Source organism: Celeribacter sp. SCSIO 80788, assembly GCF_051054295.1.
Lineage (GTDB): Bacteria > Pseudomonadota > Alphaproteobacteria > Rhodobacterales > Rhodobacteraceae > Celeribacter.
The window spans coordinates 515,928-532,346 of the sequence record NZ_CP150482.1 but is presented as its reverse complement, the minus strand read 5'-3'; the positions used below and the strand labels follow the sequence as shown (position 1 = coordinate 532,346).

The following is a 16,419-nucleotide window of genomic DNA, read 5'->3' as shown; positions in this document are numbered from 1 at the left end:
TTTATGACCTGATTGAATTTGATAAATCGGGCCAGACGTGGCACATCAGCCCAAACGCCCGGCGGTCTCCCGTCCGGGCGATCCCCTTTTGACCCCGCGCGCACCCTCGTGCCGCAAACCTCCGGAGGCCTCATGACCGACGCCCTGACCAAACTTCTCGAGACTCGCGACTGGCTGATGGCCGATGGCGCGACGGGCACGACGCTGTTCAACATGGGCCTGTCCTCGGGCGACGCGCCGGAGCTTTGGAACGTCGACAAGCCGGAGAACATCGAAAAGCTCTATCAGGGCGCGGTCGATGCGGGCTCCGACATCTTCCTCACCAACTCCTTTGGCGGCACCGCCTCGCGCCTGAAACTGCACGGTGCCGAGGACCGCGTGTTCGAGTTGAACAAGGCCGCCGCCGAGATCGGTCGCAAGGTCGCCGATGCCGCGGGCCGTCCGGTGATCGTCGCGGGTTCCATGGGCCCGACCGGCGAGATCATGGAGCCGATGGGGCCGCTCTCCTACGAGCGCGCCGTCGAGATGTTCTATGAGCAGGCCAAGGGTCTCAAGGCGGGCGGCGCCGACATCGCCTGGATCGAAACCATTTCCTCGCCCGACGAATACAAGGCCGCCGCCGAAGGTGCCGCCAAGGCGGAGCTGCCGTGGATCGGCACCATGAGTTTCGACACGGCGGGCCGCACCATGATGGGCGTCACCTCGACCGAACTGTCGAACATGGTCGAGAAGCTGCCGACCCCGCCGATTGCTTACGGCGCGAACTGCGGCGTCGGCTCGTCGGACCTGCTGCGCACCGTTCTGGGCTTTTCCGCACAGGGCCATGACCGGCCCATTATCGCCAAGGGCAACGCCGGCATCCCCCGTTATGTCGACGGCCACATTCATTACGACGGCACGCCGGAGCTTATGGCCGAATATGCCGTCATGGCGCGCGACGCCGGAGCCCGCATCATCGGCGGCTGCTGCGGCACCACGCCCGAGCATCTCAAGGCCATGAAGGAAGCGCTGGAAACCCGCCCGCGCGGGCCGCGCCCGACACTCGAAGAGATCGCCGAAAAACTCGGCGGCTTCTCCTCCGCCTCGGACGGCACCGACGACAAGGGCCCGGCGAAACGCGAACGCTCCGGGCGTCGTCGCCGCTGAAATCATGTCGGGTCTGCGGTCAAAACAGAGAGAGCTGGTCGCCCGGTTTCGGCGGCACGGCAAAGAGGTCGGTCCTGAGACCCGGCCCCTTTCGCGCAAGCCCGGTGCGGGTGAGCGCGATCTCGAAACGTTTGGCCATCAGCTCCGCCCATTCGCCCTCCCCCTTCATCCGCTTGCCGAAGCGCGGATCGTTGAGCTTGCCGCCTCTGAGCTCGCGCACCCGGTTCATCACCCGTTTGGCGCGATCCGGCACATGGGTCTCAAGCCACTCCTCGAACAGGGGCGCGACCTCCAAAGGCAGCCGCAGCATGATAAAGGCCGCCGAGCGCGCACCATGTGCCGCCGCCGCCGTCAGGATCGCCTCCAGCTCGTGATCGGTCAGCGCCGGGATCATCGGGGCGGCCATGACATGGGTCGGTATGCCCGCATCGCTCAAAGCCCGGATGGTCTTCAGCCGTCGCGCGGGCACGGGTGCGCGGGGTTCCATCTGCCGCGACAGGCGCGAGCCCAGCGTGGTGATCGAAATTCCCACCTGCACCAACCCTTTGCGGGCCATGGGGGCCAGAATGTCGATGTCGCGCTCAATGAGCGTGCCCTTGGTGGTGATCGTCAGCGGGTGATTGTGATCGCGCAGCACCTCCAGAATGCCGCGCATGATCCGGTCGCGCGCCTCAATGGGCTGATAGGGATCGGTGTTCGTGCCCATCGCGATGGGCGCCACATCATATCCCTTGGCCGAGAGTTCCCGCGCCAGAACCTCCGCCGCGCCGATCTTCCGCGTCAGCCGGGTTTCGAAATCGAGACCGGCAGAGAGGCCGAGATAGGCATGCGAGGGCCGCGCGAAACAGTAGGAACAGCCATGCTCACAGCCCCGGTAGGGGTTGATCGAGCGGTCGAACGGAATGTCGGGACTGTCGTTGCGGGTGATGATCTTTTTCGGGCGCTCGTCCACCGTGGTGGTGCCCAAAGTCTTCGCCTCGACCTCCGCGTCCCAGCCGTCGAGAAAGGTCTCGCGCGCCAGCCGTTCGAACCGGCCGGAGGCATTCGACCCCGCCCCCCGCGCTTTCGGCACAAGGCCGAGCGGGAGCGTGTCGGAAAAGAAAAACGTGGATTCGTGGCTCATGCCGCGACACTAGAACAAAATGAGAACATTTGCCAAGAGCGCCTGAACGCGACCGGCCCGAATTTCCAGACGAAAGGAAACGCCCATGTCTGATGAAGACGATCTGATCCTCTCCGAACTCGATGACGGCGAGCTGACCGAACAGATGATGGACGACCTCTACGACGGTCTCAAGGAAGAGATCGAGGAAGGCGTCACCATCTTGCTCGACCGCAAATGGACGCCCTATGACATCCTGACCAAGGCTTTGGTGCCCGGCATGGCCATCGTCGGCGACGATTTCCGCGATGGTATCCTCTTCGTCCCCGAAGTGCTGCGCGCGGCGCAGGCGATGAAGGGCGGCATGTCGATCCTGAAGCCGCTTCTGGTCGAAACCGGCGCACCGAAGATGGGCAAGATGGTGATCGGCACGGTCAAGGGCGACATCCACGACATCGGCAAAAACCTTGTGGCGATGATGATGGAGGGCGCGGGTTTCGAAATCATCGATCTGGGCATCAACACCGAGGCCGAAAACTACATCGGCACCGCCGAGCGCGAGGGCGCGGACATCATCGGCATGTCGGCGCTTTTGACCACGACCATGCCCTATATGAAAACCGTGATTGAATCGCTTCATGAAAAGGGCCTGCGCGACAAATACATCGTGCTCTGCGGCGGCGCGCCTTTGAACGAGGAATTCGGTCGGGCCATCGGCGCGGACGCCTATTGCGACGATGCGGCGATTGCCGTCGAGACCGCGAAAAAACTCGTGCACGCGCGGCACAACCAGTTGTGAGCGACATCTCCCGGATAAGCGATGAGGCCCTAACGGATGCAAACCTGCGCGATCAGGGCCTCGCGCAAACCGGCACAGGCAAGACCCTCGTCATCGCCTGTGGCGCGCTGGCGCGTGAGGTCTTGGCGATCATCCGGCTCAACGGCCTTGATCACCTGACGCTGACCTGCCTGCCCGCCATCCTGCACAACGACCCGTCGAAAATCCCCGCAGCCATTGAGCGCGCGATTGACCAACACCGTGCGGATTACGACCGCATCCTCATCGCCTATGGCGATTGCGGCACCGGCGGGCTATTACAGGCGTTGTGCGACAAAAAGAGCGTCACCATGATCGACGCCCCGCATTGCTATGCGTTTTTCGACGGGATGGACCAATTTCCCGACCGCGACGAACCGACGACCTATTACCTCACCGATTTCCTCGCCCGCCAGTTCGACGCCTTCGTCTGGAAACCCTTGGGCCTCGACCGCTACCCTGACCTGCTTCACGCCTATTTCGGCAATTACGAGAAACTCGTCTATCTGGCGCAAACCGACGATCCGGCCCTCACCGAAATCGCCAAAAACTGCGCCGCCCGCCTCGAATTGCCGCTTGAGCGCCGCTTCACCGGCTATGGCGATCTGGACCGCTTCCTGCGCACCTGACGACGTCCCGAACCCGGCGTTTCCTTTGCTGAAAAATACTCGAAAACGGCGTCAGGGTCGCTCTCCGCCTTTGGCTCAGACCGCTCGCTCCGCCGTCTCCATGATGCGTTGCACCATCGCCCGCAAGCCGTTCGAGCGCTGCGAAGACAGATGCTCGTCAAGCCCGAGCCGCGCCAGTTCCGCATGGGCGTCCGTCGCCAGAACCTCCTTGACCGTCAACCCGGCAAAAAGCTCATGCAGGATCGCGATCAGCCCCTGCACGATCATCGCATCCGACGCGCCCTGAAACTCGAACTTGCCATCCTCGATGGTCGGCACCAACCACACCTGAGAGGCACAGCCCTCGACCTTGGTCGCAGGCACTTTGAAGGCATCGTCCAGCGGCGGAAACGCCTTGCCCATCTCGATCACATGGCGATAGCGGTCTTCCCAATCGTCGAGAAACTCGAAGGTTTCGACAATCTCTTCAAACTCTTCGCGCGCCATGATCCACTCCTTGAACCGCTCCTGTCGTCCCGCAAATCCTTACGCGTTCGCCCGGAAAAGGTCCAGCACAGCAACCCGCCCTTTTCAACCTGCCGCTTTTCGGGTAGCCCTTTGGACGTGGACGTGAAAGGGAGAGGCCGATGCGGCGTCAGGTGATCATTTCAGGGCTGGTTCTGTCGCTTCTGGCGGGCTGCGCCTCAGTGAAAGAGTCGCGGTTCAACCCGCTCAACTGGTTCGGAAAATCCGAACCCGTCGCGGTCGATGCGAACGGCCAGCAGGTCGTGACGATCAAATCCCTCGCCCCGAAGAAAGGCTATCCGGTCTTCGTCGACACCCGGCCGCTCGCCCCCACGATCAGCGACGTTCAGGTCGTGCAATCCGCCTCCGGCGCCATCGTGACCGCCACCGCCGCCCTGCCCTCCACCGGCTATTTCGACGCCGAGCTCGTCCCCGTGGCCTCGGAGCGCGCCGACACGCTGGTGCTCGAATTCCGCCTGCGCGCCCCCGAAGGCGCCGCCCCCGCCGGCACAAGCGCCCAGCGCAGGATCACCGCCGCGCGCTCGCTTTCCTTTGACGCCATCGCAGGCATCCACACCATCATCGTCAAGGGTGCGGACGGCGCACGTCAGGTGCGCCGCTGATCGCCCCCGAACCGCTTTGACAAACGCGGAAACCCGGACCATCTTGGCCTCAAATCAAAAGTGAGGCGCGCGCATGTCCGGATTTCCCCGCAAGATCATCATCGACACCGATCCCGGTCAGGACGACGCCATGGCGATCCTTCTGGCGCTCGGCTCGCCCGAAGAGATCGACCTTCTGGGCATCACCGCCGTCGCCGGAAACGTGCCGATTGCGCGGACCTCGGAAAACGCCCGCAAGATCTGCGAAGTCGCCGGGCGGCCCGACGTCAAGATCTTCGCGGGCTGTGACCGCCCCCTCGCACATACGCTCGTGACCGCCGAACATGTCCATGGCAAGACCGGGCTCGATGGCATCGAACTGCCCGCCCCGACCATGCCGTTGCAGGCCCAGCACGGCGTCGATTTCATCATCGAAACGCTGCGCAGCGAACCGGCGGGCACGGTGACGCTCTGCCCCATGGGGCCGCTCACCAACATCGCGACCGCGTTTGAGAAAGCCCCCGACATCGTCGCGCGTGTGCAGGAGGTGGTGCTCATGGGCGGGGCCTATTTCGAAGTGGGCAACATCACCCCCGCCGCCGAATTCAACATCTATGTCGACCCGGAAGCCGCCGAAATCGTGTTCAACTCCGGCGTCAAACTGACCGTCATGCCCTTGGACGTGACGCATAAGGTGCTGGTCACCGCACCGCGTTTGCAGGTCTTCAAGGACTTCGGCAACCATCTCGGCGATGTGGTCGCGGGCTGGCTCGATTTCTTCGAGCGCTTCGACATCGAAAAATACGGCTCCGAAGGTGGCCCGCTGCACGATCCGACCGTGATCGCCTGGCTGATCCGCCCCGAACTGTTCTCCGGCCGCTTCATCAATGTCGAGATCGAAACCCAATCCGATCTGACCCGCGGCATGACCGTCGCCGACTGGTGGGGTGTCACCGACCGGCCCGCAAATGCGATGTTCATGAATGAGGCCGATGCCGAAGGCTTCTTTGCGCTTCTGACCGAGAGGGTGCGACGTTTGGCCTGACCTGCCGAGTATTTGGACAGCAAAGGAAACGGACTAGATAAGCCCCATGACCCAATTCGACAATTCCTACGCCCGCCTGCCCGACCGTTTCTTCACCCGCATCGCGCCGGAACGCGCGCCTGCGCCCGAAATGGTGCTTTGGAACGCGCCTCTGGCCGCTGAGCTGGGCGTCGCCGATTGGGATGCGGAGATTTGCGCGGGCAATGTCATTCCCGACGGTGCCGATCCGATTGCGCAGGTTTACGGCGGGCATCAGTTCGGCAACTGGTCGCCGCAGCTTGGCGACGGCCGCGCCGTGATGCTGGGCGAGGTGGTCACGGACAAGGGGCGGTTCGACATCCATCTCAAAGGCGCGGGCCGCACGCCCTATTCCCGCAATGGCGATGGCCGGGCGTGGATCGGACCGGTGCTGCGCGAGTATATCGTCAGCGAATTCATGCATGCCGTGGGCGTTCCCACCACCCGCGCCTTGGCCGCCGTCAGAACCGGCGGGCGGGTTCAGCGCGAGCGCGCCTATCCCGGCGGCATTCTGGTGCGCGTTGCGGCCTCGCACATCCGCGTCGGCACGTTTCAGTATTTCACCGCCCGCGAAGATTATGAGGCGGTCCGCCTTCTGACCGATCACGCCCGCGCCCGACATTTCCCGCAGGCCACGAATACGCTCGAATTCTATCAGGAGGCGGTGCACGCACAGGCCCGGCTCATTGCGAAATGGATGGGCCTCGGCTTTGTCCACGGCGTGATGAACACCGACAATATGGCCGTCTCCGGCGAAACCATCGACTTCGGCCCCTGCGCCTTCATCGACGGCTACAGCCCGAAAGCGGTCTACAGTTCCATCGACACTCATGGGCGCTATGCCTATGAGCAACAGCCGAGCATGGCGCATTGGAACCTCGCACAATTGGGCTCCTGTTTCGTGCCGCAGCTCGAAGACGAGCTTGGCGGGCAGCAACAGGCGATCGATGCGCTGACCGAGGTTTTGAACAGCTTCCCCGCGCTCTATCAGGCGGAATGGCGCAAGGTCTTCGGGGCCAAGCTCGGCATTGCCGATGCCGAAGAGGATGACGTTGCGCTGATTCAGGATCTGCTCGGGCTGATGGCCAAGGACGGGGCGGATTTCACCAATACCTTGCGCGGCTTGCTCGACGATTCCGCGCGCGACTGGCTGCTGGACCGGGAGGCGTTCGACCACTGGTCCGCACGCTGGGCGGAGCGCCGCGCCCCCGCGTGGCAGGAGATCGTCGCCGGGGCCAACCCCGCCGTCATCCCGCGCAATCACCGCATCGAAGAGGCGATTCAGGCCGCGCTCGAAGGCGACGACAGCAAGGCGACGCGTTTGGCGGAAGTTCTCTCGCACCCGTTCGATCTTGCCGGGGCGGATCGCGATCTGGGACTGCCGCCGCGCGAGGATCAGATGGTGCACATGACCTTCTGCGGCACCTGAGCGTCACGCCCGGCGAAACACGCCGGGATAGTCGCGCACCAGCCCGTGTTCATCGACCTCGATCTCGGCGGCAAACCCGCTGGAGAGCCCTTCGTAGAGATACCGGTCCGGTCCGAGGCAGGTGTAGCGTTGCGCCACCTTGCGCGGCAGGAACAGCCCGACGCCCTCTCCCGGCGGCGGCACATAGGCCACCTCGATCTCCCGGCTCTCCCCTGCGGCAAGCCCGAGCCGCCGGATCGGCAGCATGTTCGTCGCCGGTGTCACCGCGATGTCGACATCGAGACAGCCTTCGAGCGCCGGCAGCGCCGCATCGCGCGCCACATCGTGCCAATGCCCTGCCCCATCGCTCGTCACATGCAACTCAGACCCGCCGACAGATTTGACCCAAACCTCACGGGTGTGAAACGCCGCATCGGTCACGACCCGGTATTGCACCGCATAGGCCGGGGACTGCCCGCCGCTCAGCGCCGCCGTGAGCACCGCCCCGTCCGGGCCAATCGAGACATGACAATGCTCCGCACCCTCCGCCTCCCAAGCGTTCCACCGAACCGCGATCCGTACAGACATGAGGACCTCCCTTGGACTTACTTGTCCCGATACTTGGCAAAGAACTTTCCGTTGCGTTGGATAAAATCCCGGATCAGCCCGGCAAAAGGCGCCCCCCGGTCGCGTTTGAGATAAATGACACCGGACAGCGCTCCGATCAAACCTCCCCCTGCGTCGACAATCAAGTCCCACATCGTGTCCTGAAGCCCGGATTTCTGCATATTGGTGCCGAATATCTCATCCATGGAATATTCGAAAATCTCCCAGAGCGCCCCGATCGACATGGCAAAGCAAAACGCGAACAGCCCCATCGCCCAAGGGGGGGCCGCATAGCGGTCGCCCTGGAACAGCATGAAGATCGCGACAAACCCGACAAGCCCGAAGCCCAGCGCCGAGCCGCCGTGCAGCACCACATCCCACCACCAGTAGCGATAGTAGAAATCGTCGACCTCGCCGAGAAACAGCGTCGCAAAGAGGAACAGCACGATCCCGGCCATGAAGCTGCGCGGGATATAAATCTGAAACCGTCGCGCAAAGGCCATCGGCAAAAGCGTCAGCCCAAACGTGCCCAGCGCGATGAAAGCCGTCGAATAGGGCCCGGTCACCAAGGAGACCACGAATTCCGACAAAAGCGCCAGCCACACCAGCCGCATGACAATCGGTTCCCGACGGAATCTCTGAAATATCTGACGCATGGGCCTCTGGTCCTGATGAAACGGCGGCTTAGGCTTCCTATCTTAGACACATGACCCCGAAAGTGGAAACACATGCTCTGAGGCTCGCCTCCTACAATCTGCGCAAATGTCGCGGCACCGACGGTCGGCGTGCGCCCGGTCGCATTCTCGACGTGATCAACGGCATCGGCGCGGATGTGGTGGCGTTGCAAGAGGCCGACATGCGCCTCGGCCCGCGCCCCGCCGCCCTGCCCGCGCGGATGATCGAAAGCCACACCGATTTCATCGCCCTGCCCGTCAACACCTCGCCCGTCTCCGTCGGCTGGCACGGCAACGCCATCCTCGTGCGCAAAACCGCCACGGTCGAGGCCGTGCATCGTCTCGAGCTGCCGGGTCTCGAGCCGCGCGGGGCGGTGGCCGTCGATCTGCCGGATCTGCGCGTCGTGGGCGTGCATCTGGGGCTCCTGCGCAGCTCGCGGCAAAAGCAGCTTCACGCCATCCGCGCCCGTCTCGCGACCCTCGATCCGCGCCCGACCGTCATCCTCGGCGATTTCAACGAATGGTCGCAGACACAGGGGCTCGATCCGCTGAAGGACGCCTTCGAGATCACCGCGCCGGGTCGCTCCTTCCACGCCAACCGCCCGATGGCCGCGCTCGACCGCATCGCGTTTTCCGACCGGATCGAGATGCGCGACGCGGGCGTCGTGCAAACCGTGCTGTCGCAGCGCGCCTCCGATCATCTGCCGGTCTGGGCCGACCTGCGGCTTCCGTCCTGAGACCCGCCGCCCAAACTCCCCTTTTCCCGACAGATCAGAGTGCTACACAGGACAGGTCTGTCCTCCCGTGAGCCTTTGTCATGACCGTTTTGCAACTCGCCTCTCTCCTGATCGTCCTCGCCGGGGCCTTCGGCGCGATCAACTACCTGTTCCTGCGCCTGCCCAGCACCATCGGCATTCTCGTCGTCTCCCTCGTCACCTCTCTCGCGATCATCGGCGTGGACCTTCTCTTCCCCGCCACCGTGTTCGAAGAGGAAATCCGCGCCACGGTGCAGGAATTCGATTTCACCGACACGCTTCTGGAAGGCATGCTCGGCCTCTTGCTCTTCGCGGGCGCGCTGCATGTCAAACTCGAAGACCTCAAGGACCAGTGGCTCCCCGTCATCCTGATGGCGACCCTCGGTGTGGCGCTCTCGACCGCCGTCGTCGGCATTGGCTTTTCCTGGCTCACCGGCATGCCGCTTCTGATCGCGCTCACCTTTGGCGCGCTGATCTCGCCGACCGATCCGGTGGCGGTTCTGGGCGTCCTGAAGGACGCGAACCTGCCGAAAAGCCTTGAGACCAAGATCGCGGGCGAAAGCCTTTTCAACGATGGCGTCGGCTATGTCGTCTACCTGATCCTCGTGGGGCTGGCGTTCGGCGCAACCACCGGCCATGGCGGCACCGGCGAAGAGGAGAACATGGCGCTCATGGTCGGCAAGCTGTTCTTCCGCGAAGCCGTCGGCGGCGCGGTTCTGGGCCTCGTCCTCGGCTGGCTCACCTTCCGCGTCATGCGCCTCATTGACGATTATTCCCTCGAAGTGCTGATCACGCTGGGGCTCGCCTTCGGTGGCTATGAGCTGGCCGTGGCCCTGGGCGTCTCCGCCCCGATCATGGCGGTTTGCGCCGGGCTTCTCATTGGCGATGTCGGCACGAAATACGGCATGTCGGAGGAGACGCGCAAATATGTCGCCGCCTTCTGGACCATGGTCGACGAGATCCTCAACGCCGTCCTCTTCCTGATGATCGGCTTCGAGGTCTTCGCCGTCGTCTTCGACATGGTCACCATCAAGGCCGCCGCTTTCGCCATCGTGTTGGCGCTCGTCGCCCGGCTCATCTCCGTCGTCGTCCCTGCCGTGATCCTGCACAACGTCTCGCCGTTTTCGCGCGGTGCCGTGCCGATCATGACATGGGGCGGGCTCAAGGGCGGCATCTCGGTCGCTCTCGCCCTGTCGCTGCCCGACAGCGAATGGAAACCCGTCATCCTCGCCGCGACCTATGTCATCGTCGTGTTCTCGATCATCGTACAAGGCCTGACCGTCGCGCCTCTGGCGAAACGTGTGGGCCGTGAACCGGAGCTTAAGATTTGACCCGCTATCTGACCTATGACGTCTTCACCGACCGACCGTTTGGCGGCAATCCTCTGGCCGTGGTGCCGGAGGCCGCCTCTCTCCCGGAAGACCAGCTTCAAAAGATCGCCCGCGAGTTCAACTATTCCGAAACCGTCTTCCTTTATCCGCCGGAAGATTCGGCCAACACCGCGCGTCTCCGGATTTTTACGCCCACGATGGAAGTGCCCTTTGCCGGTCATCCGACCATCGGCGCGGCGGTGGCCCTCTCCGAGTTGGGCCATGGCCCCGATCTGCGGCTTGAGTTGAAAGTTGGTCTGATCACGGCCGTGGCCGAAAACGGCAGCGCGCAGTTCACCGCCCGTCAGCCGCTTGAAACCGTCGCCCATCCCGAGCCGTCGCTGATCGCAAAAGCGCTGGGACTCACCGAGACCGATCTCAAAACTCCGCCGGTCATGGCCGGCATGGGGCTGGCCTTCACCTTCACGGAACTGACCTCCCGCGAGGCACTTGCCCGCATCGCCACCGATGTCGCAACCTTCCGCGACGGTCATGCCCGCTACCCGATGGGGCTCGATTTCGCGCAAGTGGCCTATTGGCGCGCGGACGAGACAGACGGCGACACGATCCACATGCGCATCTTCGCACCGCTCGACGACATTCCCGAGGACCCCGCCACCGGATCGGCGGCGGCGGCACTTGGGCGGTTGCTGTTTGAGGCGACGGGAGAGGATTTGTCCTTCGTGGTCCATCAGGGCGACGACATGGGCCGCCCCTCGCGCATCACCGTTTCCGTAGATGCCGCGAGCGTCACCATCGGCGGGCAGGCCATTCGGATGATGGAAGGGGCACTGGTGTTCTGAGGCGATCCTACGCGCCATCCCGAAGCTCTCTGGCCGCCGTGCTCCTCAACCGTATCGCGGGCTCACCGCCCATCCCGGTGCCCGCGACGGCCCTGCCCAGCTCTTCCTCCCGGCTCTATGTCGGCCCCCTGCTCCCCGCATTCCGGTTTCGGGCCACACACTTTTTTTCATGCGTTCCGACGTCTCGGAGTCCCGAGTGACGCGTTTTTCTTTTCCGCGTTCAGGTTCCCGATGACCCTGAACCGACGCAGTCCTCGGCTGTGGTTCGGGCCATGCCTTATGGTTCCGACGCGCCTCACAAGGGGTCCGACAAAAGTCCGACGTTTTGCCGACGCTTTGCCGACAGGTGGTTTACGCCCTCAGACGCCCTTCACTGCGCCCCTTTGAGGATCAGCCGCGCGGTGGTGGCAAAGGCCACTTCCGCATTGGACTGTTCGTAAATCCCACGCACATCTTCCGGCAATTCATCGAAACAGTCCGGGCGCGGCACGGCAAGCTGGGCTGCCCCCTGAAGCGCCACGAACAACGCACGAACCAGCTCAAATGCCTCGGTGCTGCCCATCGCTCGCGCCACGGCCATCTCGGTCGCAAACCGCATCCCCTCGCCCCCGACCGCACGTTTGGTGGCGATCAGCGCCTCTTCGCTCAGGTTCGCCTCAATGATCGTGGTCAACCGCGCCATCAGCGGCAGGAACAGTGGCACCGCCTGCGCTTCGCGCATCATGGCATCGATCAGCGCCACGTCGTCCTCAAGGGCCGGTGTCACCGCCGTGACATAGGCCCTGAGCGCCTCGACAAAGAGCTGGGCAAACAGTTCTTCCTTGGTTTTCACGTAGAGATAGAGCGTCCCCTTGGCCAGCCCCGCACGTTTCGCAAGCCCCGACACGGTGACCCCGTCGAACCCCGATTCTGCGATCATCTCTCGTGCTTCGGACAGAATAAATGACCTTCGGTCAGTTTTTTCCGCATTCGTGCGCGCTCTTTTCTTTTTTTCTGTCAAAGACATAGATCCGAACCCCTTCTCGCGACGCATCTTTGCGCTTTACAAATGACCGTCGGTCATTAATTAAATGACCAATGGTCACTTATTGCATGTCCCGCCCTTACAAGTCAAAGAAAGCCCGTCCGATGTCCAGCCCGCAAACCGATCCGAAAGTCATTCTCATCACCGGCGCCTCCTCCGGCATCGGGCTGCAAACCGCGCTCGATCTGTTGCACCAGGGGCATATCGTCTACGGCTGCGCGCGCCGCATCGAGATGATGGAGCCGATCCGCGCGGCGGGCGGGCATGTGCTTGCGCTCGATGTGAGCGATGACGACTCGATGTGCGACGCGGTGGACGAGGTGATCCACAGCGAGGGCCGCATCGACGTTCTGATCAACAACGCGGGCTTTGCCACCTATGGCGCGGTGGAGGATATTTCGATGGACACCGCCCGCCATCAGCTCGAGGTCAATATCCTCGGCCTCGCGCGCATGACACAGCTCGTGCTGCCCAATATGCGCAAACAAAAATCCGGGCGGATCGTCAACATCTCTTCCATCGGCGGCACGATCCACACCCCCTTGGGCGCCTGGTATCACGGTACGAAATTCTTCGTCGAAGGCTTCACCAACACCATGCGCCTCGAGGTCGAGGACAAGGGCATTTACATGGTGCTGATCGCACCCGGCTTCATCGACACAGGCTTCTCCGCCGTTCTGTCTAAGGAATTGGATCACAACGAAAAAGAGCGCGCCTATAAGCCTCTTTATGACGGGTTGCGGGGCGCCAGCGCGGCCCCCGGATCGTCGCCCGCAGTGATCTCGGCAGCGATCTCGAAAGCCATTTCGGACGTGAAACCCAAAACCATCTACCGCGCCGGGAAATATTCGAAACTTCTTTATGTTTTGCGCCGCCTCCTGCCACATCGGATGTTCGACCGGATGATGCTGTCGATGCTCAAATAAACCGCGCGACCGACAGGGGGACAAATGCGGGCTGGACCAATCCCTCCCGTTTTTTTACCTTTGGCCCGATGACGACCGCCGGAGCCTCCATGTCTGACACGATCCTTTCCCGCTGCGAGGCCAAGGGCCTGCGCCTGACCGAACAGCGCCGGATCATTGCCTCTGTGCTGGAAGAGGCCAAGGATCACCCGGACGTCGACGAGCTCTATGCCCGGGCCTCCGAGAAGGACAAGCGTATCTCGCTCGCCACGGTGTATCGCACGGTGAAGCTCTTTGAAGAGCGCGGAATTCTCGAAAAGCTGGCGTTTGGAGATGGGCGCGCGCGTTACGAGACCGCCGACCGCGATCATCACGACCACCTGATCGATCTCGAAACCGGTCATGTCATCGAATTTCTCGACCCGGAGATCGAAGCGCTTCAGGAACGCATCGCCGAAAAGCTCGGCTATGAGCTCAAGGGCCACCGGTTCGAGCTTTACGGCATCAAGAAAAAGCGCTGAGCGCTTTCCCGCATCCCCCGTCTGCGGCTCTGCGCAATTGCCAGAGCGCCGCGCACAGGGCATGGCGGAGAAACGCATTCCAAGGACAGCCCCATGCACAATCTGCGCGCCATCCTCATGATCATCGGCTCCATGGCGTTTTTCACCGTGGAAGACATGTTCATCAAACATCTTTCCGGTTTCATGCCGGTGGGACAGGTGCTTTTGGCCATTGCGGTGGCGAGTGCCGGGATTTTCCTGCTCTGGGCGCTCTTGCGCCGCGATCCGGTGTTTGTCACCCGCAACTGGCGACCTCTGATCCTCATTCGGGCCTCGACCGAGGCCGTCGCCTCCGTCTCCTTCGTCACAGCCCTCTCGCGGGTCGAGATTTCCACCGTCGGCGCGGTGTTCCAATCCATGCCTCTGGTCGTCACGCTGGGCGCTGCGGTCTTTCTGAAGGAACAGGTGGGCTGGCGGCGTTGGAGTGCAATTTTTGTCGGTTTCATCGGCGTGCTGATGATCATCCGTCCCGGCGTGTCAGGTTTCGAACCTCAAGCGCTCTGGGTGCTGGTCTCCGTCGTGGCCGTCGCCACGCGCGACCTGATGACCCGGGTGATGGACGCCGCCGTCCCCTCGACCGTCGTCTCTTTTCAGGCCTTCCTCGCCGTGATCCCCGCCGCGATGCTGAACCTCTGGCTCTCGGGCGCAGCTCCGATTTCTCCGGATCTGCCGCTTGTGTTCAAGACCCTGATGGCGATTCTCGCCGGGGCTGCGGGCTACACGCTGATCGTCGCCGGGATGCGGCTAGGCGATGCCTCTGCCGTCACCCCCTTCCGCTATTCGCGTCTGGTGTTCACAATGATCGGCGGTGTTCTGGTGTTCCACGAACGTCCCGACCTGATGACGATCCTGGGCTCCGCACTGATCATCGCCTCGGGGCTTTACAGCTTCCTGCGTGAACGCAAACGGGCGCGGCTGGATCGCGAAGCCATCGCCGCCGATCTCGAGGCCCCTCGCCTCTGAGAGCGCCCGTTTCCGCGGCAATTTTCCGGCAATCGTTACAAAACCGTTGCACGTCGCGGCCTTACGTCTGTTTGCAGGCAAAGAGACGCACAATGTTAGCGCATGCATTGTTGACCTGCCCGTTCCGACTGATATTCAGACACCCGACTGGCCCGCCAACCAAATTGCAAAGGGACTAAGCCATGAGCACCATCATCGACATCATCGGTCGCGAAATCCTCGACAGCCGCGGCAATCCGACCGTGGAAGTGGACGTCATTCTCGAAGACGGCACCATGGGCCGCGCCGCCGTGCCCTCGGGCGCTTCGACCGGCGCCCACGAAGCCGTGGAAAAACGGGACGGTGACAAGTCCCGTTACATGGGCAAGGGCGTGCTCGAAGCCGTCGCTGCCGTCAACGGCGAAATCGCCGAAGCCCTCGTCGGCATGGACGCAACCGAACAGGAAGCCATCGACGCCGTGATGATCGAGTTGGACGGCACCCCGAACAAAGGCCGCCTCGGCGCCAACGCCATCCTCGGCGTATCGCTGGCCTGTGCGAAAGCCGCCGCCGACTACTCCGCCCTGCCGCTTTACCGCTATGTCGGCGGCTCCTCGGCCCGCGTGCTGCCGGTTCCGATGATGAACATCATCAACGGCGGCGAGCATGCCGACAACCCGATCGATTTCCAGGAATTCATGATCATGCCGGTCTCGGCCGCGAACGTGAAAGAAGCGATCCGCATGGGTTCCGAAGTGTTCCACACGCTGAAAAAAGAGCTGTCTGCCGCCGGTTACAACACCGGGATCGGCGACGAGGGCGGCTTTGCGCCGAACATCTCCTCCACCCGTGAAGCGCTGGACTTCGTGCTCGCCGCGATCAAGAAAGCGGGCTACGAGCCGGGCGAAGACATCTACCTCGCGCTCGATTGCGCCTCGACCGAATATTACGAGGGCGGCAAATACGAGATGAAGGGCGAAGGCAAATCGCTGACGTCGGAGGAAAACGCCGACTACCTCGTCGAGCTCTGCAACGACTACCCGATCATCTCCATCGAAGACGGCATGGCCGAAGACGATTGGGAAGGCTGGAAACTCCTGACCGCCAAACTCGGCGACAAGGTTCAGCTCGTGGGCGACGATCTCTTCGTGACCAACCCGGAGCGTCTGGCCTCTGGCATTGCGCAAGGCGTGGCGAACTCCATGCTCGTGAAAGTGAACCAGATCGGGTCGCTGTCCGAGACCCTCAAAGCCGTCGATATGGCCCACCGCGCGCGCTACACCAACGTGATGTCGCACCGCTCCGGCGAGACCGAAGACGCGACGATTGCCGATTTGGCGGTTGCCACCAACTGCGGCCAGATCAAGACGGGTTCCATGTCGCGCTCTGACCGGATGGCGAAATACAACCAGCTGATCCGGATTGAGGAACAACTGGGCGCGACGGCGGAATACGCCGGGGCGTCGATCCTGAAGAAATAAGCGCAAGCGCTTGACGACATAGAGAAAG

Annotated in this window: 18 protein-coding genes; 13 read left to right on the top strand and 5 right to left on the bottom strand. The window is 62.7% G+C overall.

Annotated elements, in window-relative coordinates:
* Nucleotides 1-132 precede the first annotated feature (132 nt).
* A complete protein-coding gene (gene bmt / locus V1471_RS02905; protein WP_434286804.1) occupies nt 133-1,146 on the top strand; it encodes a betaine--homocysteine S-methyltransferase in 1,014 nt (337 codons plus the stop codon).
* A 19-nt stretch (nt 1,147-1,165) separates the two neighbouring features.
* Here the strand turns inward: bmt and V1471_RS02900 are convergent, their stop codons facing one another.
* On the bottom strand, nt 1,166-2,269 hold the full coding sequence (locus V1471_RS02900; RefSeq protein WP_434286803.1) for a PA0069 family radical SAM protein: 1,104 nt from the start codon (nt 2,267-2,269) through the stop codon (nt 1,166-1,168).
* An 85-nt stretch (nt 2,270-2,354) separates the two neighbouring features.
* On the opposite strand from V1471_RS02900, the gene V1471_RS02895 reads away from it, so the two are divergent.
* Nucleotides 2,355-3,047, top strand: coding sequence for a corrinoid protein (locus V1471_RS02895; protein ID WP_434286802.1), 693 nt, complete (start codon nt 2,355-2,357; stop codon nt 3,045-3,047).
* Nucleotides 3,044-3,694, top strand: a complete 651-nt coding sequence (locus tag V1471_RS02890; RefSeq protein WP_434286801.1) for a DUF1638 domain-containing protein — start codon at nt 3,044-3,046, stop codon at nt 3,692-3,694. The genes V1471_RS02895 and V1471_RS02890 overlap by 4 nt, the downstream gene beginning before the upstream one ends.
* 75 nt (nt 3,695-3,769) lie before the next feature.
* Here V1471_RS02890 and V1471_RS02885 read toward each other — a convergent pair whose 3' ends face one another.
* Nucleotides 3,770-4,180, bottom strand: a complete 411-nt coding sequence (locus V1471_RS02885) for a SufE family protein (RefSeq protein ID WP_434286800.1) — start codon at nt 4,178-4,180, stop codon at nt 3,770-3,772.
* 140 nt (nt 4,181-4,320) lie between these two features.
* Between V1471_RS02885 and V1471_RS02880 the strand changes: the two genes are divergently transcribed.
* From V1471_RS02880 to V1471_RS02870, 3 genes are all read left to right on the top strand, one after another.
* The gene (locus V1471_RS02880; RefSeq protein WP_434286799.1) at nt 4,321-4,821 is read left to right on the top strand and encodes a hypothetical protein; all 501 of its coding nucleotides are present in this window, start codon (nt 4,321-4,323) and stop codon (nt 4,819-4,821) included.
* Nucleotides 4,822-4,894: 73 nt separating this feature from the next.
* On the top strand, nt 4,895-5,845 hold the full coding sequence (locus V1471_RS02875) for a nucleoside hydrolase (RefSeq protein WP_434286798.1): 951 nt from the start codon (nt 4,895-4,897) through the stop codon (nt 5,843-5,845).
* Between the two features lie 46 nt (nt 5,846-5,891).
* Complete coding sequence (locus tag V1471_RS02870) at nt 5,892-7,292, top strand: protein adenylyltransferase SelO (protein ID WP_434286797.1); 1,401 nt, start codon at nt 5,892-5,894, stop codon at nt 7,290-7,292.
* Between the two features lie 3 nt (nt 7,293-7,295).
* Here the strand turns inward: V1471_RS02870 and V1471_RS02865 are convergent, their stop codons facing one another.
* Nucleotides 7,296-7,859: a putative glycolipid-binding domain-containing protein gene (locus V1471_RS02865; protein WP_434286796.1), complete on the bottom strand. Its 564-nt coding sequence runs from the start codon at nt 7,857-7,859 to the stop codon at nt 7,296-7,298.
* A 17-nt stretch (nt 7,860-7,876) separates the two neighbouring features.
* Entirely contained in the window at nt 7,877-8,491 is a 615-nt protein-coding gene (locus V1471_RS02860; protein WP_434286795.1) for a hypothetical protein, read from the bottom strand.
* Nucleotides 8,492-8,595: 104 nt separating this feature from the next.
* On the opposite strand from V1471_RS02860, the gene V1471_RS02855 reads away from it, so the two are divergent.
* The 3 genes from V1471_RS02855 to V1471_RS02845 all read left to right on the top strand — a co-directional run bounded on the left by V1471_RS02855 (nt 8,596) and on the right by V1471_RS02845 (nt 11,479).
* Nucleotides 8,596-9,288: an endonuclease/exonuclease/phosphatase family protein gene (locus V1471_RS02855; RefSeq protein ID WP_434286794.1), complete on the top strand. Its 693-nt coding sequence runs from the start codon at nt 8,596-8,598 to the stop codon at nt 9,286-9,288.
* An 80-nt stretch (nt 9,289-9,368) separates the two neighbouring features.
* Nucleotides 9,369-10,637: a cation:proton antiporter gene (locus tag V1471_RS02850; RefSeq protein ID WP_434286793.1), complete on the top strand. Its 1,269-nt coding sequence runs from the start codon at nt 9,369-9,371 to the stop codon at nt 10,635-10,637.
* A complete protein-coding gene (locus V1471_RS02845; RefSeq protein WP_434286792.1) occupies nt 10,634-11,479 on the top strand; it encodes a PhzF family phenazine biosynthesis protein in 846 nt (281 codons plus the stop codon). Before V1471_RS02850 ends, V1471_RS02845 begins: the two co-directional genes overlap by 4 nt.
* A 370-nt stretch (nt 11,480-11,849) precedes the next feature.
* Here V1471_RS02845 and V1471_RS02840 read toward each other — a convergent pair whose 3' ends face one another.
* Nucleotides 11,850-12,485, bottom strand: coding sequence for a TetR/AcrR family transcriptional regulator (locus V1471_RS02840; RefSeq protein ID WP_434286791.1), 636 nt, complete (start codon nt 12,483-12,485; stop codon nt 11,850-11,852).
* A 122-nt stretch (nt 12,486-12,607) separates the two neighbouring features.
* Between V1471_RS02840 and V1471_RS02835 the strand changes: the two genes are divergently transcribed.
* The 4 genes from V1471_RS02835 to eno all read left to right on the top strand — a co-directional run bounded on the left by V1471_RS02835 (nt 12,608) and on the right by eno (nt 16,391).
* Nucleotides 12,608-13,429 (top strand): oxidoreductase, encoded by an 822-nt coding sequence (locus tag V1471_RS02835; RefSeq protein ID WP_434286790.1) that lies wholly within the window; start codon nt 12,608-12,610, stop codon nt 13,427-13,429.
* Nucleotides 13,430-13,518: 89 nt separating this feature from the next.
* On the top strand, nt 13,519-13,929 hold the full coding sequence (locus tag V1471_RS02830; protein WP_434286789.1) for a Fur family transcriptional regulator: 411 nt from the start codon (nt 13,519-13,521) through the stop codon (nt 13,927-13,929).
* A gap of 93 nt (nt 13,930-14,022) precedes the next feature.
* Nucleotides 14,023-14,931 carry a DMT family transporter gene (locus V1471_RS02825; RefSeq protein WP_434286788.1) on the top strand — a complete coding sequence of 303 codons (909 nt, stop codon included), beginning with the start codon at nt 14,023-14,025 and terminating at the stop codon, nt 14,929-14,931.
* A gap of 182 nt (nt 14,932-15,113) precedes the next feature.
* Nucleotides 15,114-16,391, top strand: coding sequence for a phosphopyruvate hydratase (gene eno, locus V1471_RS02820; RefSeq protein WP_434286787.1), 1,278 nt, complete (start codon nt 15,114-15,116; stop codon nt 16,389-16,391).
* The last annotated feature ends 28 nt before the right edge of the window (nt 16,392-16,419 follow it).